Origin of the sequence: Kitasatospora arboriphila (assembly GCF_039528095.1) — a bacterium.
Classification (GTDB): Bacteria; Actinomycetota; Actinomycetes; order Streptomycetales; family Streptomycetaceae; genus Kitasatospora; species Kitasatospora arboriphila.
Window position 1 is genome coordinate 54,152 of the sequence record NZ_BAAALD010000031.1, and the last position, 23,505, is coordinate 77,656.

The 23,505-nt window shown below is 72.9% G+C and carries 18 protein-coding genes and 2 pseudogenes; 9 read left to right on the top strand and 11 right to left on the bottom strand.

The genetic code is table 11. The annotated features are described in order from the left end of the window. The first annotated feature begins 16 nt into the window (after nt 1–16). Nucleotides 17–592: a dCTP deaminase gene (dcd, locus tag ABD353_RS17740; RefSeq protein ID WP_344624586.1), complete on the top strand. Its 576-nt coding sequence runs from the start codon at nt 17–19 to the stop codon at nt 590–592. 137 nt (nt 593–729) lie between these two features. Here dcd and ABD353_RS17745 read toward each other — a convergent pair whose 3' ends face one another. The 6 genes and pseudogenes from ABD353_RS17745 to ABD353_RS17770 form a co-directional block, all read right to left on the bottom strand. Continuing rightward, nucleotides 730–1,248: an LppU/SCO3897 family protein gene (locus tag ABD353_RS17745; RefSeq protein ID WP_344624587.1), complete on the bottom strand. Its 519-nt coding sequence runs from the start codon at nt 1,246–1,248 to the stop codon at nt 730–732. Between the two features lie 165 nt (nt 1,249–1,413). Further along, on the bottom strand, nt 1,414–2,304 hold the full coding sequence (locus tag ABD353_RS17750) for an alanyl-tRNA editing protein (RefSeq protein WP_344624588.1): 891 nt from the start codon (nt 2,302–2,304) through the stop codon (nt 1,414–1,416). Nucleotides 2,305–2,490: 186 nt separating this feature from the next. Further along, a complete protein-coding gene (locus ABD353_RS17755) occupies nt 2,491–3,432 on the bottom strand; it encodes a Yip1 family protein (RefSeq protein WP_344624589.1) in 942 nt (313 codons plus the stop codon). Nucleotides 3,433–3,657: 225 nt separating this feature from the next. After that, nucleotides 3,658–4,722, bottom strand: a pseudogene (manB, locus tag ABD353_RS17760) (mannose-1-phosphate guanylyltransferase); the annotation flags it as partial. A 224-nt stretch (nt 4,723–4,946) separates the two neighbouring features. Beyond that, nucleotides 4,947–6,065, bottom strand: a complete 1,119-nt coding sequence (locus tag ABD353_RS17765; RefSeq protein ID WP_344624590.1) for a LamG domain-containing protein — start codon at nt 6,063–6,065, stop codon at nt 4,947–4,949. A gap of 94 nt (nt 6,066–6,159) precedes the next feature. Continuing rightward, a complete protein-coding gene (locus tag ABD353_RS17770) occupies nt 6,160–8,376 on the bottom strand; it encodes a 4Fe-4S dicluster domain-containing protein (RefSeq protein WP_344624591.1) in 2,217 nt (738 codons plus the stop codon). A gap of 318 nt (nt 8,377–8,694) precedes the next feature. Here ABD353_RS17770 and dnaK point away from each other — a divergent pair, with 318 nt between their 5' ends. The 5 genes from dnaK to ABD353_RS17795 all read left to right on the top strand — a co-directional run bounded on the left by dnaK (nt 8,695) and on the right by ABD353_RS17795 (nt 14,099). Continuing rightward, nucleotides 8,695–10,533: a molecular chaperone DnaK gene (dnaK, locus tag ABD353_RS17775; protein ID WP_344624592.1), complete on the top strand. Its 1,839-nt coding sequence runs from the start codon at nt 8,695–8,697 to the stop codon at nt 10,531–10,533. Further along, the gene (gene grpE / locus ABD353_RS17780; RefSeq protein WP_344624593.1) at nt 10,530–11,126 is read left to right on the top strand and encodes a nucleotide exchange factor GrpE; all 597 of its coding nucleotides are present in this window, start codon (nt 10,530–10,532) and stop codon (nt 11,124–11,126) included. Before dnaK ends, grpE begins: the two co-directional genes overlap by 4 nt. Nucleotides 11,127–11,216: 90 nt before the next feature. Then, nucleotides 11,217–12,365: a molecular chaperone DnaJ gene (gene dnaJ, locus ABD353_RS17785; RefSeq protein WP_344624594.1), complete on the top strand. Its 1,149-nt coding sequence runs from the start codon at nt 11,217–11,219 to the stop codon at nt 12,363–12,365. Nucleotides 12,366–12,369: 4 nt separating this feature from the next. Continuing rightward, on the top strand, nt 12,370–12,876 hold the full coding sequence (locus ABD353_RS17790; protein WP_344624595.1) for a heat shock protein transcriptional repressor HspR: 507 nt from the start codon (nt 12,370–12,372) through the stop codon (nt 12,874–12,876). A gap of 209 nt (nt 12,877–13,085) precedes the next feature. Then, nucleotides 13,086–14,099 (top strand): TrmB family transcriptional regulator, encoded by a 1,014-nt coding sequence (locus tag ABD353_RS17795; RefSeq protein WP_344624596.1) that lies wholly within the window; start codon nt 13,086–13,088, stop codon nt 14,097–14,099. Nucleotides 14,100–14,152: 53 nt separating this feature from the next. On the opposite strand, the gene ABD353_RS17800 is transcribed toward ABD353_RS17795, so the two are convergent. Next, entirely contained in the window at nt 14,153–14,290 is a 138-nt protein-coding gene (locus ABD353_RS17800; RefSeq protein ID WP_344624597.1) for a hypothetical protein, read from the bottom strand. A 400-nt stretch (nt 14,291–14,690) separates the two neighbouring features. Between ABD353_RS17800 and ABD353_RS17805 the strand changes: the two genes are divergently transcribed. Next, a complete protein-coding gene (locus ABD353_RS17805) occupies nt 14,691–15,311 on the top strand; it encodes a hypothetical protein (RefSeq protein ID WP_344624598.1) in 621 nt (206 codons plus the stop codon). A gap of 7 nt (nt 15,312–15,318) precedes the next feature. Here ABD353_RS17805 and ABD353_RS17810 read toward each other — a convergent pair whose 3' ends face one another. The 3 genes from ABD353_RS17810 to ABD353_RS17820 all read right to left on the bottom strand — a co-directional run bounded on the left by ABD353_RS17810 (nt 15,319) and on the right by ABD353_RS17820 (nt 19,438). After that, nucleotides 15,319–16,299, bottom strand: a complete 981-nt coding sequence (locus ABD353_RS17810) for a LuxR family transcriptional regulator (protein WP_344624599.1) — start codon at nt 16,297–16,299, stop codon at nt 15,319–15,321. Between the two features lie 98 nt (nt 16,300–16,397). Next, nucleotides 16,398–17,372, bottom strand: coding sequence for a LuxR C-terminal-related transcriptional regulator (locus ABD353_RS17815; RefSeq protein ID WP_344624600.1), 975 nt, complete (start codon nt 17,370–17,372; stop codon nt 16,398–16,400). 854 nt (nt 17,373–18,226) lie between these two features. Then, nucleotides 18,227–19,438, bottom strand: coding sequence for an SLAC1 family transporter (locus ABD353_RS17820; RefSeq protein WP_344624601.1), 1,212 nt, complete (start codon nt 19,436–19,438; stop codon nt 18,227–18,229). Between the two features lie 70 nt (nt 19,439–19,508). Here ABD353_RS17820 and ABD353_RS17825 point away from each other — a divergent pair, with 70 nt between their 5' ends. Both ABD353_RS17825 and clpB read left to right on the top strand, forming a co-directional pair. Then, nucleotides 19,509–20,423 carry a LysR family transcriptional regulator gene (locus tag ABD353_RS17825; protein ID WP_344624602.1) on the top strand — a complete coding sequence of 305 codons (915 nt, stop codon included), beginning with the start codon at nt 19,509–19,511 and terminating at the stop codon, nt 20,421–20,423. A 116-nt stretch (nt 20,424–20,539) separates the two neighbouring features. Beyond that, complete coding sequence (clpB, locus tag ABD353_RS17830) at nt 20,540–23,143, top strand: ATP-dependent chaperone ClpB (RefSeq protein WP_344624603.1); 2,604 nt, start codon at nt 20,540–20,542, stop codon at nt 23,141–23,143. A gap of 37 nt (nt 23,144–23,180) precedes the next feature. Here clpB and ABD353_RS17835 read toward each other — a convergent pair. Beyond that, nucleotides 23,181–23,505 (bottom strand): annotated as a pseudogene (locus ABD353_RS17835) (hypothetical protein); the annotation flags it as partial.

Consider the following 23,505-nt stretch of genomic DNA (forward strand, 5'->3'; position numbering starts at 1 on the left):
CTTTAACCTCGACTGCGTGCTGCTCTCTGACAAGGACATCCGGACCGAAATCGACAAGGGCCGGGTCGTGATCGACCCGTTCGACCCCAAGATGGTCCAGCCCTCCAGCATCGACGTCCGGCTGGACCGCTTCTTCCGGGTGTTCGAGAACCACCGCTACCCGCACATCGATCCCTCCGAGGAGCAGCCGGACCTGACCCGGCTGGTCGAGCCGGAGGGCGACGAGGCGTTCATCCTGCACCCGGGCGAGTTCGTGCTGGCCTCGACGTTCGAGGTGATCACGCTGCCGGACGACGTCGCCTCGCGACTGGAGGGCAAGTCCAGCCTGGGCCGCCTCGGCCTGCTGACGCACTCCACGGCCGGCTTCATCGACCCCGGTTTCAGCGGCCACGTCACGCTGGAGCTGTCGAACGTCGCCACCCTGCCGATCAAGCTGTACCCGGGGATGAAGATCGGCCAGCTGTGCCTGTTCCGGCTGTCCTCGCCGGCCGAGCACCCCTACGGCTCGGAGCGGTACGGCTCGCGCTACCAGGGCCAGCGCGGACCGACGCCGTCCCGCTCGTACCTGAACTTCCACCGCACCGAGGTCTGACCCGCCCGGGTCCGGCACCGCCCTCCTCCGCCCCTGCCGGGGCCGCGGAGGAGGGCCCGGGGAGCGCAACGGCAGTGGGCCGCCGATCGGTGATCGGCGGCCCACTGCCGCGTCCGCGGAGACCGCGGGAGGCGCGGTTACTTCTTCTCGGCCAGGCAGAGCACGAACTTGTCGCTGAGCAGCTGCTGGGCCAGGCCCGCGGTGGAGCCCTCGACGTTGCTGCAGGCGTTCGGGTCGAAGGAGTTGTCGACGACCGAGATCACCTTGTAGTTGGCGTCGGCGCTGCCGCAGTCGACGGTGTCGACCTTGGGGTCGTTGTCGCTGCCGGTGACCTTGACGCACTCGCCGGCCTTGGCGTGCACGGGCTTGTCGGCGGCGGCGTAGCCGATGCCGAAGCTGATGCCGAGCTTGACCGCGACGATCAGCACCAGGGTGCCGACACCGACGAGGATCTTCTTGATCGGGCTCTTCTTCGGAGCGAGCACCGCCGCCTGGGCGGCCTGGGCGTACCCGTCGGGCACCTGGCCCGGGGCGGGCTGGCCGTAGGCGGGCGCCGGCTGGCCCGGGGCGGGCTGGCCGTAGCCCTGGGCGGGACCGAAGCCGCCCTGCGCGGACGGGTCGGTGGGGAGGCCCTGGGGCGGCTGCGGGGTCGTCATGGTGTTCCTCGGCTGGGGACGGGTGCTGAATGCACGCGAACGCTACCGAGAGCGACCCCGCCCCGCGCCGAACAATTCGAACAATTGCCGCATAGGCGCACGCTGCGTTATGGATCTGCAACGGAGCACCGCCCCGGGCCGGGAACCTCCGCGGGCCGTCGCGAGTTAGGCGCGCTTCGGCCGGGTGACGGCGACCAGCTCGCTGCCGTCCTCGGAGAGGGTCAGCTCGGTGCGCAGCTCGGCGAGCTCGCCGAGGTGGTGCAGGTGGGTGCCGCCGCAGAAGATCCGGGCCGGGCCCTGCGGGAGCTCGCAGTGCCACTGCCGGCGGGCGGTCAGCTCCGGCCCGGGCACGTCGATGCCGATCGGCGCGTCGGCGGCGACCCAGGCGGCGAGCTGGACGTTGACGGCCTCGGTGAGGGCGGGGATCGCGTCCGCGAGCGCCGGGAAGTCCTCGCCGGCCTCGGTGGTGAAGCCCTTCTTCCGCAGCGACTTGCCGAGCCGGTAGGTGTCGGTGCTGGCCTCGGTGTCCATCACGGAGGTGGCCATCGCGAGGCTGTCGAAGTCGGGGTTACCGAAGGCGTCGCTGCGGCCCGGGTCCTTGCGCCAGCGCGGGGCGAGGGCGGCGTTGAGGGCGAGCGCGAGCAGGTGGCAGCCGCTGTGCGAGGCGGAGAGCAGCGCCCGGCGCCCGGCGTCGACGGCGAGTTCGGCGCTCGCCCCGATCGCGTCGGCGGGCTCCTGCTCGACCACGTGCAGCACCAGCCAGGACCACTCCTCGTCGCCCCGGCGGACGGGGATGTCCGCGCCGACCAGCAGCTCGCCGCCGTCCGGGCCGACCGCGCCGGTCAGGCAGTCCACCACCGGGTGCGCCACGCCGCCGACGGTGAGCGTGCCGAGGTCGGCGGGCTGGTCGGGCCAGGTGTGGTCGAGCGGGTGGAACGGCGTCGCCTCGGTGACGACGGCGTACCGGCCGCCGTCCAGCGGGTGCACGGCCAGCACCGGCGAGGTGCCGGTCACCGCACCGGACGGGAAGCTGACGTGGGTGGTGGCGAGGGTCATGAGGGTGCTCCGGGTACTGCGTGGGGCAGACGGACAGACTGTCCACCCTATCGCCGCGGCCCGGTGCGCCCGCCCGTCCCGGCAGCGGGCGTCCGGCGGCGGGAAGCGCCGGCGGCATCAGGCGGCGGACCGGACACGGCGACGGCCGGCACCCCGGTGCGGGGGCCGGCCGTCCGGGAGCGCGGGTCAGCTCAGCGTCGGCAGCTTGATGAGGACGAGCAGCGCGAGCAGCTGCAGGGCGGCCGCGCCGGCGGCCTTGCCCCAGGGCAGGTCGTGCACCCGGCGGACCATGGTGGTCAGCAGCACGGCGCAGATCAGCCAGGTGATCCAGCCGACCACCTGGACGACCAGGTTGTCGGTGGGCAGGAACAGGGCGAGCAGCAGTCGCGGGGTGTCGCTCGTCCAGCCGATCAGCACGGCCAGGCCGACGGTGGACTGCCACGGGCCGTCACCGCCCAGCTGGCGGGCCAGCGCGTAGGTGACCGCGCCGAGCATGGCGCCGGCCACCGCGAAACCGATCGCGGCGGCGATCAGCGCCCAGGCCGCGACCGAGAAGGTGGAGTTGACGATGTCGTCGTGGGTGGCGCCCATGCCGAGCACGGCGAGCACGCCGTAGACCAGCGAGACGGTGAGGGCGGGCAGCCAGGCCTGGTGGTCCCGCATCCGGTCGAAGGTGCGGGCGGGCTCTCGGTAGATCCCGACCAGCAGTTCCTTCCAGGTCGGACGCGGCCCGGAGACCCGGGGCGCCACCTGGCCGCCGGCCCGGTAGACCGCGACGTTGTCCTGGGCGCCGTACTGCTCGCCGCCCTGGCCGTAGCCGCCGTCGTCCTGGCCGTAGCCGCCCTGGCCGTACGCGTCCTGCCCGTAGGGGCCCGCGGCGTAGCCGCCCTGGCCGTACGGGTCCTGGCCGACCGGGAAGGCCCGGGTGTGGCCCTGCCGGTCGTCGGGGTACCCGTCGCCGAAGCCCTCGGCGGGACCGCCGGGGTGGCCCGGGACGGGCGCGGTGAAGTACTCGGGCTCCCCCGTGGGCCCGCCGCCCGGCTGCTGCCGCGGCGCCGGGCCGGCGGGCGCGGACCATCCCTGCCGGGGGTCGGCGCCGTGCCCGTTGTCGTATCGATTGCCAGCCACGCATCGACGGTACCTGCTCGGGCTGACCGGCCGTCGGTTGATCAACGGCCGGGCACCGGATTGCAGCCGTCCTGTGACGAGCGGGGCGGGGAGGCCGCCCGGCCTCCCCGCCCCGCCCGGATCAGGTCGGGTCCCGTCGGGTCAGCGCTGGGCGCCGATGGCCGGGCCGTGCACGGCGGCCGCGGCGGTCTCGCCGGCCGGGCAGCCGCCGGGGCCCGCGGTGGTGCGGACGGCACCGACCGGCAGCAGGGTGCCGCAGGCGATCCGCAGCCCGTTGGGCAGCTCGTTGTCGGACTCGACGGTCGCGCCGTCGCCGATCACGGTGCCGTCCAGCGAGGTGCGGGCGCCGATGACGGCGTACGCGCCGACGATGGAGTCCTTCACGTAGGCGTCGGCGCCGATCACCGCGCCGGGCAGGATCACGCTGCCCTCGACGATCGCGCCGGCCTCGATCTCGGCGCCCTCGGAGACGACGGTGCCGTTGCTGAGCACCGCGCCCGGGTCGACCTGGGCACCGGGCAGCAGCAGGGCCTCGCCGGTCGGGCCGGGCACCGCCGGGGAGTCGACCTTGCCGAGCACCAGGTCGGCGGAGCCGCGGACGAACGCGGCGGGGGTGCCGAGGTCCAGCCAGTACGAGGTGTCGACCACGCCGCGCAGCAGCGCGCCGGTGGCCAGCAGCTCGGGGAAGGTCTCGCGCTCGACGGAGACCTCGCGGCCCGCCGGGATGCGGTCGATCACCGAGCGGGTGAAGACGTAGCAGCCCGCGTTGATCTGGTCGGTGACGATCTGCTCGGGGGTCTCGGGCTTCTCGAGGAACTCCAGCACCCGGCCGTTCCCGTCGGTGGGCACCAGGCCGAAGGCGCGCGGGTCCTCCACCCGGGTGAGGTGCAGGGTGACGTCGGCGCCGGCGGCCACGTGGCCGTCGCGCAGCGCGGCGATGTCGAGGCCGGAGAGGATGTCGCCGTTGAACACCAGGACGGGCTCGTCGGGGCCGCAGGTCAGGCCGGCCGCGGCGTTGCGGATGGCGCCGCCGGTGCCCAGCGGCTCCTTCTCGGTGAGGTAGACCAGCTCGATGCCGTACGGGCTGCCGTCCTGGAAGTGGTCCTCGAAGACCTCGGCGAGGTAGGAGGTGGCGAGCACCACCCGGGTCACCCCGGCCGCGGCCGCACGCGCCAGCTGGTGAGCGATGAACGGCACGCCCGCGACGGGCAGCATCGGCTTGGGGGTGTGGGTGGTCAACGGGCGCAGCCGGGTGCCCTTGCCACCGACCAGCATGATCGCCTCGGTCATGGTCTGAGCTTCTCCCCTATGTCCGGTACGGGCCCGGCCGTGGTCGTGTCCTGGCCGGTGTCGATCGGTTCGACGCGTGGCTGGTACGGCTCCTCGGGCCTTCCACCAGCGGACCCGCGCACCGCGGGTCCAGCGCCTACTGTATTTCCTCCCGAGGCGCGCCCTGCCGCACGGTCCGCAGTTGTGTCTTCCCGACAAACGGGCCCCGCCGGATCGGGCGCGGGTCAGGGCAGCAGCCACCCGGCGGCGGGCTGGGTGCCGGCGGCCCTTCCGCCGCTCCTCCAGAGCTGGGTGACGCGCTCCGCGGGCAGCGCCTGGCTCCAGACCTGCACGTTCGTGAGGGCGCCGTCCCACGGGTCGGTCCAGGTGTTCTTCCAGCGGGTGCGGCCGATCTGCAGCGGACCGCCGGCCTGCCAGATCCCCGACACGGAGGTGGTCTGCGCGGGCGCGCCGTTGACGTACAGCCGGATCTGCCTGCTGCCGGCGTCGTACACGCCGGTGAGCATCACCCACTGGCCGGTGGTGGCCTGACCGGTGGAGAACGCCTGGCGGCTGGTGCCGTCGTCGCCGCCGGCCGCGGTCTGCACCTTGAACACCCACTGGTCGTGGCTGCCCCAGTAGTCGCGGCCCAGGTAGAAGGAGTAGTAGCTGCCGCTGCCCTGGGTCACCACGGCGCGCGCGCCGGTGGCCGCGTCGTTCCGCACCACCGCGGAGACGGTGAAGCTCTTCGAGGTGTCGACGACGGCGGCGGAGGTCTGCGCCCAGCCGTCGGCACTGCCGTGCAGCAGCAGCGCGGGGCCGGTGTGGCCGGGGGCGGTGCCGAGGACGGCGCCCGGGGCGAGGGCGGCGGGGCGGGCGCCGCGGACGTCGTCGAGGCGGGTGGGTACCGGCGCGGGGGCGGTGGACCCGGCCGACGCGGAGGCGGAGGATACGGCCGACGCGGAGGCGGACGGCGGGGCGGAGGGCGCCGCAGAGGCGCTCGGGACGGCGCTGGGAGGGCCGTCGACGGCCACGGTGGCGGGGGCGGTGGGTTCCGCGGTCCGCGGCCCGTCGGGGCCGTCCTGGCGCAGCAGGAGGGCGGTGGCGACCACGCCCGCCACGGCCAGCACGCCGGCCACCGCGCCACCGGTCATCAGCAGCCTGCGGCGGCGCTGCCGCCGTTCGTTGGACTCGGCGAGCGCGGCCCAGTCGGGTGTCGGGCTGCCGGGCGGCGCGATGCCCACCGGGGGCAGGTACGCGGGCCTCCCCACCCCCGCCGGTCCCGCCCCCGCCGGCCCGGTGCCGTCCGGCCCGCCCCCGGGTATGCCGCCGCCGATGTGCGCTGTGCCCCCGCCGTCGCTCATGGGCGCTCATGCTAGGCCACCGGTCGGCGGCGGACGCGCCCCGGCCCCGTGCGCCGCGGGGGCGTACGGGGCCGGGACGGGGTGCCGTGACGGGTCAGGCCTGGACGGTCTCCGGCTCGGGCTCGACCGGCTGGGCCTTGACGGAGTCGAGCAGCAGCTGGGCCACGTCGACGACCTTCAGGTGCTCCTTGGCGGCGCCCTCGTTCTTCTTGCCGTTGACCGAGTCGGAGAGCATGACGAGGCAGAACGGGCAGGCGGTGGAGACGATGTCCGGGTTGAGGGACAGCGCCTCGTCGACGCGCTCGGTGTTGATGCGCTTGCCGATCCGCTCCTCCATCCACATCCGCGCGCCGCCGGCGCCGCAGCAGAAGCCGCGCTCCTTGTGGCGGTGCATCTCCTGCTGGCGCAGGCCCGGGACCTTGTCCATGATCTCGCGCGGCGGGCTGTAGACCTTGTTGTGGCGGCCCAGGTAGCACGGGTCGTGGTAGGTGATCAGGCCCTCGACGGGGTTGACCGGGATCAGCTTGCCCTCGTCGATGAGGTGCTGCAGCAGCTGGGTGTGGTGGATGACCTCGAAGTGCCCGCCGAGCTGCGGGTACTCGTTGGCGATGGTGTTGAAGCAGTGCGGGCAGGTGGCCACGATCCGCTTGACCGGGGCGTCCTCCAGCGCGGCGTTCAGCGTCTCGACGTTCTGCGCGCCGAGCATCTGGAAGAGGAACTCGTTGCCGAGGCGGCGGGCGGAGTCACCGGTGCAGGACTCCTCCTTGCCGAGGATCGCGAACTTCACGCCCGCGGTGTGCAGCAGCTCGGCGAAGGCCTTGGTGGTCTTCTTGGCGCGGTCCTCCAGGGCGCCGGCGCAGCCGACCCAGTAGAGGTACTCGACCTCGGCGGGCTCGATGTCCTGACCGATCACCGGCACCTCGATGCCGGTCTCCTTCTTGAGCTCCTTGACCCAGTCGAGGCGCGCCTTGGTGGCCATGCCCCACGGGTTGCCCTTGTTCTCCAGGTTCTTGAGCATCGTCCCGGCCTCGGTCGGGAAGGAGCTCTCGATCATGACCTGGTAGCGGCGCATGTCGACGATGTGGTCGATGTGCTCGATGTCGACGGGGCACTGCTCGACGCAGGCGCCGCAGGTGGTGCAGGACCACAGCACGTCCGGGTCGATGACACCGCCCTCCTCGGCGGTGCCGATCAGCGGACGCTCGGCCTCGGCGAGGGCCTCGGCGCTCACGCCGGCGAGCTGCTCGGCGGTGGCCTTCTCGTCGCCCTCCATGGACTTGCCGCCGCCGGCGAGCAGGTAGGGGGCCTTGGCGAAGGCGTGCTCGCGCAGGCTCATGATGAGCAGCTTCGGCGAGAGCGGCTTGCCGGTGTTCCAGGCGGGGCACTGCGACTGGCAGCGACCGCACTCGGTGCAGGTGGAGAAGTCGAGGATGCCCTTCCAGGAGAAGTGCTCGACCTGGGAGACGCCGAAGACGGCGTCGTCGGCCGGGTCCTCGAAGTCGATCGGCTGGCCGCCGCTGGTCATCGGGCGCAGGGCGCCGAGCGCGGTGCCGCCGTCCTCCTCGCGCTTGAAGTAGATGTTGAAGAAGGCGAGGAAGCGGTGCCAGGCCACGCCCATCGACGGGTTGATGCCGATGGTGATCGCCCACGCGAAGGAGATGCAGATCTTCAGCATCGCGAAGACGTAGATCAGGTTGACCAGCGTGCCGTGGGCGACGCCGTCGAAGGCGGCGACGATCGGGTACGAGATCAGGTACGCCGGGTCGTAGGACTCGACGCCGGCCAGGGCGCCCTCCAGGCCGCGCAGCATCATGATGCACAGGCCGATGCCGAGGATCGTGTACTCGACGTAGAAGGCCTGCCAGGCGATCGAGCCCGCGAAGCGGGACTTGCGGCCGGAGCGGGACGGCAGGCTGAGCAGCCGGATCACGATCAGGGTCGCGATGCCCAGGGTGGTGAGGGTGCCGATCAGCTCGGTGAAGATCTCCCACGGCAGCCAGCCGCCGATGACCGGCAGCACGAACTCGGCGTCGAAGAGCTGGCCGAAGGCGTTCACCAGGGTGAGCACCAGGGAGAAGAAGCCGACGGCCACGAACCAGTGGGCGACGCCGACGACGCCCCACTGGTTCATCCTGGTGTGGCCGATGAACTCGGTGGCGACGGTCTTCACCCGCTTGGCGGGCTGTCCGAAGCGGGTGGTGTCGACCTGTCCGGTCCGGACGACCTTGTAGATGTACGCGGCCGCCCGGGCGGCGAGCGCAGTGCCGATCACAGTGGTGACCAGCGAGATGACGATCGCTGCTAGCTGCATCGGCTCTCCGTCTCCAGCGGCTGGTGTCTAGGGGTCGCCCCAGTGTACTGGTCGGTAACTTAGCGACCCAACGCCCGGACCCTACCGCTCCGTAGCACTTGTTCAGAAGACGCTCAAGGTATGGCGACAGTCACTAAGGACATACTCACCCATCCGGACGCCCCGGACGGCGACCGGCACCCGGCCCGCGCCCGACCGCCGCCTTCCGCCGCCCGCGCAGCAAAGTTGAGCGACACGGACTCATGGCTGTTGACGGTCCCCGAACCGTCAGGCATGCTTGAGCCCGTAACGCTCAACTCTCCCGTGGAGGTATTTACGATGGCACGCGCGGTCGGCATCGACCTCGGTACGACGAACTCCGTCGTCAGCGTTCTTGAGGGCGGTGAGCCCACGGTCATCACCAACGCCGAGGGCGCTCGGACCACGCCGTCCGTCGTCGCCTTCGCCAAGAACGGCGAGGTCCTGGTCGGTGAGGTCGCCAAGCGCCAGGCGGTCACCAACGTGGACCGGACGATCCGGTCGGTCAAGCGCCACATGGGCACCGACTGGAAGATCAACCTGGACGGCAAGGACTTCAACCCCCAGCAGATCTCCGCCTTCATCCTGCAGAAGCTGAAGCGCGACGCGGAGTCGTACCTGGGCGAGACGGTCACCGACGCCGTCATCACCGTCCCGGCGTACTTCAACGACTCCGAGCGCCAGGCCACCAAGGAGGCCGGCGAGATCGCGGGCCTCAACGTCCTGCGCATCGTCAACGAGCCGACCGCCGCCGCCCTGGCGTACGGCCTCGACAAGGACGACCAGACCATCCTGGTCTTCGACCTCGGCGGTGGCACGTTCGACGTGTCCCTGCTGGAGATCGGCGACGGCGTCGTCGAGGTGAAGGCCACCAACGGTGACAACCACCTCGGTGGTGACGACTGGGACCAGCGCGTCGTCGACCACCTGGTGAAGACCTTCCAGGCCGGCCACGGCGTCGACCTGTCCAAGGACAAGATGGCCGTCCAGCGCCTCCGCGAGGCGGCCGAGAAGGCCAAGATCGAGCTGTCCTCGTCCTCCGAGACCTCGATCAACCTGCCCTACATCACGGCCTCCGCCGAGGGCCCGCTGCACCTGGACGAGAAGCTCACCCGGGCCCAGTTCCAGCAGCTGACCGCGGACCTGCTCGAGCGCTGCAAGCACCCGTTCCACAACGTCATCAAGGACGCCGGCATCGCGCTGTCCGAGATCGACCACGTGGTCCTGGTCGGCGGCTCGACCCGCATGCCGGCCGTCGCCGAGCTCGTCCGCGAGCTGACCGGCGGCAAGGACGCCAACAAGGGCGTCAACCCGGACGAGGTCGTCGCCATCGGCGCGTCCCTCCAGGCCGGTGTCCTCAAGGGCGAGGTCAAGGACGTCCTGCTGCTCGACGTCACCCCGCTGTCCCTCGGCATCGAGACCAAGGGCGGCATCATGACCAAGCTGATCGAGCGCAACACCACGATCCCGACCAAGCGCTCCGAGATCTTCACCACGGCCGAGGACAACCAGCCCTCCGTGCAGATCCAGGTCTACCAGGGCGAGCGCGAGATCGCGGCGTACAACAAGAAGCTCGGCATGTTCGAGCTGACCGGCCTGCCGCCGGCGCCGCGCGGCCTGCCGCAGATCGAGGTCACCTTCGACATCGACGCCAACGGCATCATGCACGTGGCCGCGAAGGACCTCGGCACCGGCAAGGAGCAGAAGATGACCGTCACCGGCGGCTCCTCGCTGCCGAAGGACGAGGTCGACCGCATGCGCCGCGAGGCCGAGCAGTACGCGGACGAGGACCACAAGCGCCGCGAGGCCGTGGAGACCCGCAACCAGGGCGAGCAGCTCGTCTACTCGACCGAGAAGTTCATCGCCGACAACGCCGACAAGCTGCCCGCCGACGTCAAGACCGAGGTCGAGACCGCCATCGGCGAGCTCAAGGAGGCGCTGAAGGGCGAGGACATCGCGGCGATCCGCGAGGCCACCGAGAAGGTCTCCACCACCGCCCAGAAGCTCGGCGCCGCGCTCTACGCGCAGGCCGACGCCGCCGGGGCGGCCGGTGCCGGCGAGTCCGCCGGCGCCAAGGACGACGACGTGGTCGACGCCGAGATCATCGACGACGAGAAGCCCAAGGGCGGTGCCGCATGACGGAGAAGGCGCAGGGCGGCGAGCCCGGCGACGACTCCGCCGAGGAGGCCGTCCTCAAGGCCGCCGAGGAGGCTGTGGCGGGCGCCGACGAGCTCGCCGCGGCCAAGCGCGAGGCGGGCGAGCGCACCGCTGACCTGCAGCGGCTGCAGGCCGAGTACCAGAACTACCGCAAGCGGGTCGAGCGCGACCGGCTGACGGTCCGGGAGATCGCCGTCTCCAACATCCTGGAGTCGCTGATCCCGGTGCTGGACGACATCGGCCGGGCCCGCGACCACGGCGAGGTGACGGGCGGCTTCAAGTCGGTCGCCGAGTCGCTGGAGACCGTGGTCGCCAAGCTGGGCCTGCAGCAGTTCGGCAAGGAGGGCGAGTCCTTCGACCCGACGCTGCACGAGGCGCTGATGCACAGCTACTCCTCGGACGTCACCGAGGACACCTGCGTGCAGATCCTCCAGCCCGGCTACCGGATCGGCGAGCGGATCATCCGCCCGGCGATGGTCGCGGTCGCGGAGCCCCAGCCGGGCACCCAGACCACGTCCGCCCCGGACGCCGACAAGCCGGAGTCCGCCAAGGGTGACGGTGCGGCGGACAGCTGACAATCTGTGTGCTGCGGAGTCGTACGCCGACATCGTCGGGGTGCGACTCCGCAGCGCCGTTCAGACACGTTTCGGGAGGTGGCGGCAGCCATGAGCACCAAGGACTACGTGGAGAAGGACTACTACAAGGTCCTCGGCGTGCCCAAGGACGCCACCGCAGCCGAGATCAAGAAGACGTACCGCAAGCTGGCCCGCGAGTTCCACCCGGACGCCAACAAGGGTGACGCCAAGGCCGAGGAGCGGTTCAAGGACATCTCCGAGGCGTACGACGTCCTGTCGGACGAGAAGCGCCGCAAGGAGTACGACGAGGCCCGCAGCCTGTTCGGCAACGGGGGCTTCCGTCCCGGCGGCGCCGGCGGCAACTACAACTTCGACTTCGGCGACCTGTTCTCCGGCTCCGGTGGCGGCGGCGGGGGCGGCGGCATCGGCGACGTCTTCGGCGGCCTGTTCAACCGCGGCGGCCGGCAGGCCCAGCCGCGGCGCGGCGCCGACGTCGAGACCGAGGTGACGCTCTCGTTCACCGAGGCGGTGGACGGCGCGACCGTCCCGCTGCGGATGACCAGTCAGGCCCCGTGCCGCGCCTGCGCCGGCACCGGCGCGAAGACCGGCACCACCCCGCGGGTCTGCCCGACCTGCGTCGGTGCGGGCACCGTCAGCCGCGGCCAGGGCGCCTTCGCCCTCTCCGACCCGTGCCGCGACTGCAAGGGCCGCGGCATGATCGTCGACGACCCCTGCACGGTGTGCCACGGCAGCGGCCGCGCCTCCTCGGCCCGGACGATGCAGGTGCGCATCCCGGCCGGGGTGCAGGACGGCCAGCGGATCCGCCTCAAGGGCAAGGGCGCCCAGGGCGAACGCGGCGGCCAGCCGGGCGACCTCTACGTCAGCGTGCACGTGGACGCCCACCCGGTGTTCGGCCGCAAGGCCGACAACCTCACGGTGACCGTGCCGGTCACCTTCCCCGAAGCGGCCCTCGGCGGGACGATCGAGGTCCCGACCCTCAACGGGCCCGCGGTGAAGCTCAAGCTGCCGGCCGGCAGCGCCAACGGCCTCACCCTCCGGGCCCGGGGCAAGGGCGCCACCCGCAAGGACGGCACCCGCGGCGACCTGCTGGTCACCGTCGAGGTCGTCGTCCCCAAGCACGTCACCGGAGACGCGCTGAACGCACTGGAGCAGTACCGCGAGGCCACCGCCTCGGACGACCCGCGTGCCGCCCTCTTCCAGGCGGCGGAGGGAGCGTGACCAGATGACGACCCCCGACAGTCCGATCGGCCCGGGCCTCGGCGAGGGCCTTCCCGGCTCGGTGCCGCGCCGCCCCCGCGGCACCCCTGCACCGCAGTACGTGCTGACCGAGGACACCCCGGTGTACGTGATCTCGGTGGCCGCGGAGCTCTCCGGCCTGCACCCGCAGACCCTGCGCCAGTACGACCGGCTCGGCCTGGTCTCCCCGGACCGCACGGCCGGCCGGGGCCGGCGCTACTCGGCCCGGGACATCCAGCAGCTGCGGGAGGTCCAGCGCCTCTCCCAGGACGAAGGCATCAACCTGGCCGGCATCAAGCGGATCATCGAGCTGGAGAACCAGGTCGCCGCGCTCCAGGCCCGCGTGGCGGAGCTCGCCGACGCCCTCGACGGGGCCGCCACCGCCATCCAGCAGCGCGAGGCGGCGGTGCACGCCTCCTACCGCCGCGACCTGGTGCCGTACCAGCAGGTCCAGCAGTCCAGTGCGCTGGTGGTCTGGCGTCCCAAGCGCTGACCGGACCCCAGGGGTCTCCCAGGCCGCCGGTTCCCTCCTCCCGGGGGGTGCCGGCGGCCTGCTGTCGGATGAGACAGTGCGGTACTCCACCGTGCACGGGCGGCGGGAATGTCCGGCGCGGGGGCTCCCCGCAGCTCCGGGGCGCCTATGATCCCCGGAGAAGCGGTACCGGCCGCGCCGCACCGGTTTGACCGATGGCAAGGAGCCTGATGAGTGAGACCGACGAACCGGGCCTCACCCCACGCGGGCTGGGCGTCCTGTCGAGCGAGGCCCGCCAGCTCTACCGCAACGTCCTGAAGTCGCACGGCCGGGTCTCCCCCGACCTGGAGGCCCCGGAGGGCAGCAAGGCCCTGGACGAGCTGCTCGACATCGGGCTGCTCGTGCCGGACACCGACGACCCGGCGGTGCTGGTGGCCGTCGACCCCGAGCAGCTGTCGGCCCGGCTGACCAGCCTGTGGCAGCGCAAGGCGCTCGACCTGCTGCAGCGGGCGGTGTCCCTGCCGGCCGACCTCCAGGACCTCGCCGAGGACTTCCGCACCCCGCGCAAGGCGGGCGGGATCATCGAATACGTCCATGGCAAAGTGCTGATAAACCAGCGGCTGGGCCAGCTCGTCAGCGGGTGCTCCGAGGAGATGCTGGCGGCCCAACCGGGCGGCCCCCGCCCGCCGGAGGCGCTGGCCGGAGTCATCGCCCGGGATCTGGAAACTCTGCGCCGCGGCGCGACCATTCGGACGATCTACCACCCGAGCACCCGGTATCACGCGCCCACCCGCGACTATGTCGCCTCGATAACCGCGGCCGGCGGCCGGGTCCGAACGCTGGACGAGCCCTACACCAGATTGATCGTGATCGATCGGCGCACCGCGGTGATCCCGGTGGTCGACGATCTCAACTTGGCCGCGTTCATTCACGATCAGGCCGTCATCAGCTACCTGATCGAGGAGGTCTTCGAGCGGAACTGGAGTCGGGCCCTGGATTTTGACGGCTCACCGACAGTTCCGCCCCAGGTGGTTTCCCGGCTGCGGCAGACGATCATCGATCTGATGCTCAAGGGAATCAATCACCGCGTCATCGCCCGGCGCCTGGGCATCAGCGAGCGCACGCTCGCCCGCCACATCGCGGAGATGCGCGAGGACTACCAGGTGGAGTCGCTCTTCCAGCTCGGCTGGGTGCTCGCCCGCTCGGCGAAGGAGTCACCGGCCGACCAGGCCGACTTCGGCTGACGGTCGGACCCCGGGCGCCCCGTCCCGCCCGGGAGCAGTACCTTCGCCGCCCGTCAGGTCCAGGCGGAGTCGTCCAGCAGCAACAGCGAGCCCGTCCTGGCCTGCACGGTCTCCGCCGCGGCCGCCTGGTCGGCGTGCACGCTGCGGAGTGTCCAGGCGCTGTCGGCCGCAGCCGGATTACTACCCGTCAATATCGCCGCACCCATGACAACTGGCACGACGGCAAGCCGAACAAACCGGCGCATACGAGACATTGCGACCGATCCCTCCTCTGGGAATGCCTACCGAGTGAATAGAGAAGTCTCGAACATTGGCCCAAATCATGCCGCAAGAGCACGCTCGGTGTCACGATCGGCGCATTCCCGCGGGTGCGTCATCTCGCTGCCAGGCAGCCATATGACACCACGTGCCGGTGGACTTGTCGGTCACGAACGTTGGACGATCAGCACGGTCACACCACATCCGCGGCGCCCGAGCAGCCACGACGGCACCGCCCCGACCACACCACAGCGGAACTCGCCTCGGGGCGAGCCCGGACGCCAATCGCTCGCCGGACGCCAGACCAGCCAGCGGCCAATCCCCGGAGTCGACATGAGTGAGCCCTACCTGCGCCATCGCACCGCCCAGGCCTCCGAGGGCCGGCGCGCACGGGTCTTCCTGGCCGCACCGCTGATGCGGCTCACCGGCCCGGCCGACAGCGTGGTGACCCTGGCCAGCCGCACCCGGCTGACCACCCTGCGGACGACCCTGCTGCGCAGCGGCGCGGCCGTGTACAGCGCCCACCACAGCGACGCCTGGACGATCGCCGGCCGCGCCCCCGAGCCCCGGGTGCCCTCCGACTTCCGGGCGCTGCAGACCGCCGACCTGGTCTTCGCGTACGTCGGCGCGCCGCTGTCGGCCGGTGTCAGCCTGGAACTGGGCTGGGCCTCGGCGCTGCGCAAGCCGATCGTGCTGCTGGTGGACGAGGCGATCACGCACAACCCGCTGATCGCCACCATCGAGCAGGTCGCGCCGGTGCTGCCGCTGGTGTTCGACGACGGCTGGTCGCAGGACGCCCTGCAGCACACCGTGGAGACGGCGCTGGACTGGGCCGGCATGGCGCTCTCGCTGCGCGAGGGCTTCTGGACGGCCCCCGGCGAGCAGTTCCCGGTGCCGCGGCAGTCCAAGGGCGACTCGTTCGGCTACTGGTCCCCGGGGATCGCCACCGGCTGACGCGGCGTCACTCCGGCCGCTCCTCGGGCGCGTCGGCGCGCATCTGCCAGCCGAGCTGGAAGAGCGTCTCGGCGCCGTACAGCTCGCGCAGCCGGGCGATGTGCGCGGCCACGGTGCGCTCGCCGAGCCCGAGCCGGCTCGCGACCGTCCGCTGGGTCAGCCCCTGCGCCAGCAGCCGGCCGACCTGCTCGTGCACCGGGATGCCCTTGCCGTCCTGCGGGGCGGTGCGCCACTGCACCCGCTCCGCGCGCTCCCAGTCGCGCTCGAAGACGCCGACCAGGTAGCCGACCACCGCCGGGTCCTCGACGAAGGCCGCGCTGCTGTTGTCGGCCGCGGCGGGGAGCACCGCGATCCGGCGGTCGAAGATCAGCATCCGGGTGAAGGGCTCGGCGAGGATGCGGAACCGGGCGCCGAGCTCGGTCAGTTCGGCCGCGTAGTCGGCCGTCGCCTCGTCCAGCCGCGCGCCCGGGTGGTAGACGGTGCGCAGCGTGGCCCCGCGGGCCAGGAAGGCCCGGGCGCGGTCCAGGCCGGCCGCCAGGTGCCCGGCAGGGCGGGCACCGCCGGGCTGGAGCGCCAGCCCCTCCTCACGGGCGTCCGCCTCCAGCTGCAGGAGGCGGTGCCGGATCTGGCCGAAGCCGTGGACGTGCTGGACCTCGCCGGTGCGGTCGACCCGGGGCGGGGTGGCGTCGTAGGCCTGGGCCAGGTCCTCCAGTGCTCCGGGCATCTGCTCGGCCCGGATCAGCATCCGGGTGCCGGCCGACCGCAGGCCGGCGCTGAGCCGGTCGCTGACCGTCCTGGGGTTCACCGCGGTGAGCGAGGCGTCCTCGGCGTGGTGCACCAGGAATCCCAGCTCGACCAGCCGGAGCACCGCCTCCGGGTTCTCCGCGAGCGCGTCGCGGAACATCACCCGGCCGCCCTGGGCCAGGACCGCCCGGTAGAGGGCCCGCTCCTCCTCGTTCGGGAGCGCTCCCGTGCCGTCGTCAGCCATGCCGCTCTCCCCGCTGTGACCGTCCCATGGAGATAGAGCGCTCGCGAGCGGAAAACGTCACAGGACATGTCATCCGCGGCGGTGCCGTGCGCGTCCGGTCAGTCACGGCGGCTCCCCCGCATCAGCCAGCCGAGCTGGAAGAGGGTCTGGGCGCCGTACCTCTCGCGCAGCCGGGAGATGTGTCCGGCGACGGTGCGCTCGCTGAGTCCGAGCCGGGTGGCGACGGCCCGCTGGGTGAGCCCCTGGGCGAGCAGCCGGCCGACCCGGTTGGCGGCGGAGGCCGCGACGGCGGGGGTGTCCACCTCGGCCCACTGGACGACGTCGGCCCGGGCCCAGTCCCGTTCGAAGGTCTTGACCAGGAAGGCGACGGCCGCCGGGTCGGAGATGAAGGCGGCGCGGCTGTAGTCGTCGGCGGCGGGGACGACGGCGACCGCGCGGTCGATGATCAGCATCCGCTCGAAGGACTCGTCGAGGACGCGCAGTCCGGCGCCCTGTTCGGTGAGTTCGGCGGCGTAGCCGAGCGTCCACGGCTCGGCGAGGACCTGCGGCTGGTAGAGGGTGCGCATCCGGGCGCCGCGCTGCACCAGGGCGAGGTCCTGGGGCCGGGCGAGGGTGATGGTGGCCGGCTGCCGGGGGCCGGGCTGGGCGGTGAGCATCTCCTGCTTGCACTCGGAGACGAGTTCGGCGATCCGGTGGCGGATCCGCTCGCGGCCGTGGACGTAGGTGGCGCGCTGCGGGTCGTCCGCCTGCCGGGGGAGCGAGTCGTACGCCCGGGTGAGCGGGTCGAGGTCGGCGGGGAGGCGTTCGGCCCGCCAGAGCAGGTCCGCGGCGGCGGAGCGCATCTCCGAGCCGATCCGCTCGCCCACGGCGCGCGGGCTGACCGCCACGTAGGCGCCGTCGATCGGATTGGGCACCAGCAGGCCGACCCGGACGAGCTGGTCGACCACGGCGCGGTCCTGCTCGGGGACGGTGGACAGCGGAATCCGCCCGCCACGGGCGAGCACGGCGAGGTAGAGCCCGCGTCCCGCCTCGTCGGGCAGTCCGGAGCCCCGGTCCGTCGGTTCCGCAGCCACCTGGAAGTCTCCCTGCCGAACTTTCCCCTCAGTGTCGGATCATGATCTCAACAAGTTCGGATCGGGAGGGATTCGGTACCCCTTTTCGACGCGTCCCCCGGCCGGCGCGCACGGAGCGCGCGGGCCGGGGGACCCGTCATGTCACGCCGTTGCCGAAGGCGCTTCCGGCGAGGCGGAGCAGCAACGCCTCGCCGAGTCCGGTTCCGGGGGCCATCACCACACATGGCGTCCCGGCCGGCGCTCTTCCCCCCGCGGCAGCGGCGCGGACGCACCACCACCCACACTGAAGAGCAAGTCACCGTCCCTCGGGCTGCGGTTGCCCGGACGGCTGGCGTGGTTCCACCCTCACAGCGTGACGGCCGAGTCACAAGTGGCCACCGCCTGCAGGTTTCCGCAAGTGCATGAACTTGCAGTCTCCGGCCCGCGCGGCGGAACGGAAATCTCCGGTCCGGTCGACATCCGGGTGTCCACCCGGGGTGCGGTGCCCACCAAACGTCCATTCGGCGTCCCTGAGCCCTCCACACGGCCGATCCCCCCCTGCGGGGGAATTCGTGCGGCAGCACGCCGCCGGGCGCCGGATCGTACCCGCGAACGGGCCCGCGGCGCTGCCGGAGCGGCTCCGACCTGGGCGGCAGCCGCCGGATGGCACCGCGTGCCACCGGCTTCCGGACGCCTGTCCGAATGCCCGGGAAAGGCCGCCGCGGGATTCGTGCACCGAGCATCTCCGGGCGGATTACCGTCGTCCGCTCCGGCCGCCCCGGAACGCCGCCGCGGGATAACCGCAATTCGCGGCCCGGTGTGTTCTGCGCCACGCCGCCGAAGTGCGCCGCGGGCCGGCCGCGCCGGTCCGGCGTTCAGGGATTCCGCACCGGCTCCGGGGCGTCGGCCGCCTCCGGACGGGGCGCCGCACCCGCCCGGAGGGTCGCCGGGAGCGCGGCCGCCGTGCGCACCGCCGCCACCGCCCAGGCGGCGAGCAGCAGGGCGTACAGGGCCGCGGACAGCCCGGCGAAGCCGCCGAAACCGGTGTGCCGGGCCAGTGCCGCCGCCCCGGTCACCAGGGTGCCCACCGGGAAGGTGAAGGCCCACCAGGTCATCGCGAAGGGCATCTTGGACCGCAGGGCCCGCACGTTCGCGGCCACCGCCGGGACGAGCCACAGCAGGGCGAAGCCGAGCACCGCCACCCCGTACAGCACCGACAGGGCCCGGCCCGGCCCGGCGAGCGCCGGGGCCGCCGTGCGCGCGGCGTCGGCCAGTCCGCCCGCCGCGGTGGTCGACTGGCCGAGCGGGCCGAGTACCAGGAAGAGCGACGGGGTGAGCACCGGGGCGAGCCGCCCGTGCACCAGGCCGGCGAAGACCACCGGCAGCACCAGCGCCACACCGAACAGGCCGGCGCCGAACAGGCCGCAGCCGGCGTACAGCAGTACCGGCCGCCAGGGCTCCGGCAGGTGCGGGACGAGCGCCGAGCCCGCGGAGGCGGCGACCAGCGGGGCGACCGCGGGCAGCAGCCAGGTCGGGTTGGCCTCGCGGGCCGGGATCCGGTGCCGGGTGATCATCAGGTACGGGACGCCCGCGGCGACGGCGACCGCGTACAGGGCGCCGGCGCACCAGAGCACCAGGTCGGCGGTGACCGCGGCGCGGGTGCCGAGGACGGGGGCGCCCGCCACCAGGGTGGCGTGCCCCACGGCGAGCAGCGCCATCGGCGGGCAGCCCTGGAAGACGGCGGTGGCCGGCTCGTCCAGCAGCTGCGCGCGGACGGCGCCGGGGTGCCGGACCAGCTGCACCGCCCGGGCCGCCGCCACGGCCGCCAGCGCGGCCACCGCCACCAGCCAGACGACCGCCGCGAAGCCCGTCCGCCCGGGCAGGCCCACCGGGACGGCGGTCGCGCCGGTGGCGACGATCGCGGTGCCCATCACCGCCGCGTACCAGTTCGGACCGAGCCGGCCGAGGCCGGGCCGCGCGGGAGCGCCTGTCCGGTCGGTGCTCCGGTGGCCGGCGGGCGGCGCGGGGGCGGCCGGCGGCGCTGCCGGGGCGGGGGCGGGGTGCGGTGCGGTGGTGAGGGTGGGCATGCCAGCAGCCTCCGCCGCGGGCGGTCCGGCCGGTAGCCGTCCACGATCTATGAGGACATAACCTGGCTCTATGCCTCTCTCGTCGCGGGTCCCCGACATCGGCGCCCTGGAGCTGCTGCTGGCGGTCGCCCGGCTGGGCAGCGTCGGACGGGCCGCCGCCGAACTCGGGGTGAGCCAGCCCGCCGCGAGCGCCCGGATCCGCGGGATGGAGCGGCAGATCGGCGTCGCCCTGCTGGAGCGCTCGCCGCGCGGCTCGCGGCCCACCGAGGCCGGGCTGCTGGTGGTCGAGTGGGCCCGCAACGTGGTCGAGGCGGCCCAGGCCCTGGACGCCGGGATCGACGCGCTGCGCGGCCGCCGGGACGCCCGGCTGGTGGTGGTGGCGAGCCTGACCGTGGCCGAGTACCTGATGCCCGGGTGGCTGCTGGCGCTGAACAAGGCCAGCCCGGACACCGCGGTGACGCTGCGGACGGCGAACTCGGCCGACGTGGCGGCGCACGTCCTGGCGGGCGACGCCGACCTCGGCTTCGTGGAGGGCTCGGGCACCCCGCCCGGGCTGGCCGGCGCGGTGGTGGCCGCCGACCGGCTGGTCGTGGTGGTGGCGCCGGAGCACCCCTGGGCCCGTCGCCGCAGACCGGTCACCGCCGCCGAGCTGGCGGCCACCCCGCTGGTGCTGAGGGAGCCCGGCTCGGGCACCCGCGAGGTGCTGGACCAGGCGCTCGCCCCGCACGGCGGGACGGCGCCGCCCCGCCTGGAGCTGGCCTCCTCGACCGCGCTGAAGGCGGCCGCGATGACCGGCGCCGGCCCGGTCTGCCTCTCCGAACTGGCCGTGGTCGAGGAGCTGGCGACCCGGCGCCTGGTGGCCGTCCCGGTGGAGGGGCTCGACCTGCACCGGCCGCTGCGGGCGGTCTGGCCGGTCGGACGCCGGCCCGCCGGCCCCGCCCGGCTGCTGCTGGGCCTGACCAGGGAGCCCGTCCGGCGGGGATGAACAACGGGTGACGGGACCGGTACCCACTGGACCGGGAAGGTTGAGCGGAATAGACTCAACTTACTGGATGCTGTACGAGGCAGACTCGATGCCCGAACGGAAGGAGCACGCCACCAGTGGATGCCGGCAAGTTCACCAGCAAGACGCAGGACGCCCTGTCCGCCGCGATCCGGCAGGCCAGCGCCGCAGGACACCCGGACGTCAAGCCGGTGCACGTCCTGCTGGCGCTGCTGGAGCAGCCGGAGGGCATCGCCCGACCGCTGCTGGAGGCCGTCGGAGCGGACCCGGCGAAGGTCGCCGCCGCCGCCCGCCAGCAGCTCGCCGCCCTGCCCAGCGCACAGGGCTCCACCGTCGCCGCGCCGCAGCTGGCCCGCGACACCCTCGCCGTCCTCCAGGAGGCGGGCAAGCGCGCCACCGACCTGGACGACCAGTACCTGTCCACCGAGCACCTGATGGTCGGCCTCGCCGCCGAGGGCGGCACCGTCGCCGAACTGCTGAAGCAGAACGGCGCCACCCCGAAGGCCCTGCTGGCGGCGTTCAAGGACGTCCGCGGCAGCGCCCGGGTCACCTCCGCCGACCCGGAGGGCACCTACAAGGCGCTGGAGAAGTACGGCACCGACCTCACCAAGGCCGCCCGCGACGGCAAGCTCGACCCGGTCATCGGCCGGGACACCGAGATCCGCCGGGTCGTCCAGGTGCTGTCCCGCCGCACCAAGAACAACCCGGTGCTGATCGGCGAGCCCGGCGTCGGCAAGACCGCCGTCGTCGAGGGCCTCGCCCAGCGGATCGTCGCCGGCGACGTGCCCGAGTCGCTGCGCGGCAAGCGGCTGGTCGCGCTCGACCTCTCGGCGATGGTGGCCGGCGCGAAGTTCCGCGGCGAGTTCGAGGAGCGCCTGAAGGCCGTCCTGAGCGACATCAAGGACAGCGACGGCCAGGTCATCACCTTCATCGACGAGCTGCACACCATGGTCGGCGCGGGCGCCGGAGGCGACTCCGCGATGGACGCCGGCAACATGCTCAAGCCGATGCTCGCCCGCGGCGAGCTGCGGATGGTCGGCGCGACCACGCTCGACGAGTACCGCGAGCGGATCGAGAAGGACCCGGCGCTGGAGCGCCGCTTCCAGCAGGTCATGGTCGGCGAGCCCTCGGTCGAGGACACCATCGCCATCCTGCGCGGCCTCAAGGGCCGCTACGAGGCCCACCACAAGGTGGAGATCTCGGACGCGGCGCTGGTCGCCGCGGCCACCCTCTCCAACCGCTACATCACCGCCCGCTTCCTGCCGGACAAGGCCATCGACCTGGTCGACGAGGCCGCCTCCCGGCTGCGCATGGAGATCGACTCCTCGCCCGTCGAGATCGACGAGCTCCAGCGCTCCGTCGACCGGCTGCGGATGGAGGAGCTGGCGCTGGAGAAGGAGTCCGACCCGGCCTCGGTGGACCGCCTGGCCCGGCTGCGCCGCGACCTCGCCGACAAGCAGGAGCACCTGAGCGTGCTCACCGCCCGGTGGGAGCAGGAGAAGAAGTCCCTCAACCGGGTCGGCGAGCTCAAGGAGCGCCTGGACGACCTCCGCGGCGCCCTCGAACGGGCCCAGCGCGACGGCGACTTCGAGCGCGCCTCCAAGCTGATGTACGCCGAGATCCCGGCCGCCGAGCGCGAGCTCGCCGAGGCGCAGGACCGCGCCGCGGACGAGCCGAACGCCACCATGGTCAAGGAGCAGGTCGGCCCGGACGACGTCGCCGACGTGGTCGCGTCCTGGACGGGCATCCCGGCCGGCCGCCTGATGGAGGGCGAGAGCGCCAAGCTGCTGCGGATGGAGGAGGAGATCGGCCGCCGCCTGATCGGCCAGGCCGAGGCCGTCGCCGCGGTCTCGGACGCGGTGCGCCGCACCCGCTCCGGCATCGCCGACCCTGACCGCCCGACCGGTTCCTTCCTCTTCCTGGGCCCCACCGGCGTCGGCAAGACCGAACTCGCCAAGGCGCTCGCCGACTTCCTCTTCGACGACGAGCGGGCGATGGTCCGCATCGACATGAGCGAGTACGGCGAGAAGCACTCGGTCTCCCGGCTGGTCGGCGCCCCGCCCGGGTACGTCGGCTACGAGGAGGGCGGCCAGCTCACCGAGGCCGTCCGGCGCCGCCCGTACAGCGTGGTGCTGCTGGACGAGGTGGAGAAGGCCCACCCCGAGGTCTTCGACGTCCTGCTGCAGGTGCTGGACGACGGCCGGCTCACCGACGGCCAGGGCCGCACGGTCGACTTCCGGAACGCGATCCTGATCCTGACCTCGAACCTGGGCAGCCAGTTCCTGGTCGACCCGGCCACGCCGGAGGAGCGCAAGAAGGAGCTCGTCCTGGAGACGGTCCGCACCGCCTTCAAGCCGGAGTTCCTCAACCGCCTGGACGACATCGTGGTCTTCGAGCCGCTGGGCACCGACGAGCTCAGCCGGATCGTCGACCTGCAGGTGTCCCGGCTCGCCGACCGGCTGCGCGACCGCCGGCTCAGCCTGGAGGTCACCCCGGCCGCCCGGGACTGGCTGGCCCTCACCGGCTACGACCCGGCCTACGGCGCCCGGCCGCTGCGCCGCCTGGTGCAGTCGGCGATCGGCGACCGGCTGGCGAAGGAGATCCTCTCCGGCCGGGTGCACGACGGCGACACCGTGCTGGTCGACCGGGACGAGGAGCACGACCGGCTCTCGGTCGGGCCGAAGCCCTCGCTGGTCAAGTGATCCGCCGCCGGCCGGGGCCCGCCCCGGCCGGCCCGGGTCAGGCGCCGACGACCCGGCCGAGCTGCGCTGCCTGCTCGGCGACCGACTTCCGGTAGGCCGCCAGCCGCTCCTGGTTGGCGTCGATCAGCTGCCGCTGGTAGCCGGCCAGGGCGGCGAACCAGATCCCGGCCAGGTTGCCGGCCGCGGTGCAGCGCTCGTCCGCGGTGGCCGCGGCCAGTTCCTCGGCGGTCGGCCGGCCGGGGCCGTGGTAGCGGGCGACCAGGCCGTCCGGGGTGGTGTCAGCGAAACCCGCGTCCCGCATGCAGGCCGACCACGCCCGGGTGGCCGCGACCACCCGGGCGTCCCGGGCCGGGGCCCCCACC

Coding starts and splice junctions, on each gene's coding strand:
- ABD353_RS17745 (WP_344624587.1), bottom strand. CDS start 1,248: ATGACGACCCCGCAGCCGCCCCAGGGCCTCCCCACCGACCCGTCCGCG.
- ABD353_RS17750 (WP_344624588.1), bottom strand. CDS start 2,304: ATGACCCTCGCCACCACCCACGTCAGCTTCCCGTCCGGTGCGGTGACC.
- ABD353_RS17765 (WP_344624590.1), bottom strand. CDS start 6,065: ATGAGCGACGGCGGGGGCACAGCGCACATCGGCGGCGGCATACCCGGG.
- ABD353_RS17770 (WP_344624591.1), bottom strand. CDS start 8,376: ATGCAGCTAGCAGCGATCGTCATCTCGCTGGTCACCACTGTGATCGGC.
- dnaK (WP_344624592.1), top strand. CDS start 8,695: ATGGCACGCGCGGTCGGCATCGACCTCGGTACGACGAACTCCGTCGTC.
- grpE (WP_344624593.1), top strand. CDS start 10,530: ATGACGGAGAAGGCGCAGGGCGGCGAGCCCGGCGACGACTCCGCCGAG.
- dnaJ (WP_344624594.1), top strand. CDS start 11,217: ATGAGCACCAAGGACTACGTGGAGAAGGACTACTACAAGGTCCTCGGC.
- ABD353_RS17790 (WP_344624595.1), top strand. CDS start 12,370: ATGACGACCCCCGACAGTCCGATCGGCCCGGGCCTCGGCGAGGGCCTT.
- ABD353_RS17795 (WP_344624596.1), top strand. CDS start 13,086: ATGAGTGAGACCGACGAACCGGGCCTCACCCCACGCGGGCTGGGCGTC.
- ABD353_RS17805 (WP_344624598.1), top strand. CDS start 14,691: ATGAGTGAGCCCTACCTGCGCCATCGCACCGCCCAGGCCTCCGAGGGC.
- ABD353_RS17810 (WP_344624599.1), bottom strand. CDS start 16,299: ATGGCTGACGACGGCACGGGAGCGCTCCCGAACGAGGAGGAGCGGGCC.
- ABD353_RS17820 (WP_344624601.1), bottom strand. CDS start 19,438: ATGCCCACCCTCACCACCGCACCGCACCCCGCCCCCGCCCCGGCAGCG.
- ABD353_RS17825 (WP_344624602.1), top strand. CDS start 19,509: ATGCCTCTCTCGTCGCGGGTCCCCGACATCGGCGCCCTGGAGCTGCTG.